Origin of the sequence: Alteromonas sp. S167 (assembly GCF_036864375.1) — a bacterium.
GTDB lineage: Bacteria > Pseudomonadota > Gammaproteobacteria > Enterobacterales > Alteromonadaceae > Alteromonas.
Genome location: NZ_JAZETR010000035.1, coordinates 1 through 630, shown reverse-complemented (window position 1 = coordinate 630; position 630 = coordinate 1). Strand labels below are relative to the sequence as shown.

Here is a 630-nt window from a genome sequence, read left to right as displayed (position 1 = left end):
GGCCCGCATAACGGGCAAATATACGTAGGCTAAAATACCGAGCAAAGCGAGGGGAGCCTACGTGTATTTGTCCCAAGCGAGCGAAGCGAGTGTTAATGCGATTGTTAGGTTACCAATGCTCCAGGCAATATAGACCTACTTTCTCAGCACAAGACTCAATGATGGGTCTAACACTCAGATCTTTTAAATAAAACACATTTGTGTCGTCATAACCTTCGAAATAGACCGCATTTAATCTAGGAAGGATAACTTGATACATACCCATATCAGTTTGCCGCAAATACATAGATTGTGCATGTTCTGATAGGAATGATTTAAACCTAGGTTTGTCACCTTTTAATCCGCGAAAGCGAAAAGTTAATATTTCTGTTTGCTCAGATAATAAGTGATTAAAGCTCTCAAATATTGAAGCTCTTCGCACAATTTCGCTTGCGTCAAGATCACCTAATAACTCCATTGCTTCATCACGATTAAGCCAATGGTCAAAAATAGAGACTGCTAAGTAAGTATACTCTTTCGTTTCGTTAACTTGAGCTAGATCTATAAGCCTTGGGAATTGTTGCTCCAATACTTTTTGACGTTGTTTGCTCACATTTAAAAACTTACGCATAACTTCAAAGGTAACCTAAC

The 630-nt window shown here is 38.9% G+C and carries 1 protein-coding gene; it reads right to left on the bottom strand.

All coding sequences use genetic code 11. From position 1 onward, the window contains the following. Positions 1 to 109: 109 nt before the first annotated feature. Positions 110 to 610, bottom strand: a complete 501-nt coding sequence (locus V7R35_RS17815; RefSeq protein WP_334016229.1) for a hypothetical protein — start codon at positions 608 to 610, stop codon at positions 110 to 112. Positions 611 to 630 lie beyond the last annotated feature (20 nt).

What these genes read in the sequence shown, in the direction of transcription:
- V7R35_RS17815 (WP_334016229.1), bottom strand. Translation starts at nt 610, where the DNA reads ATGCGTAAGTTTTTAAATGTGAGCAAACAACGTCAAAAAGTATTGGAG.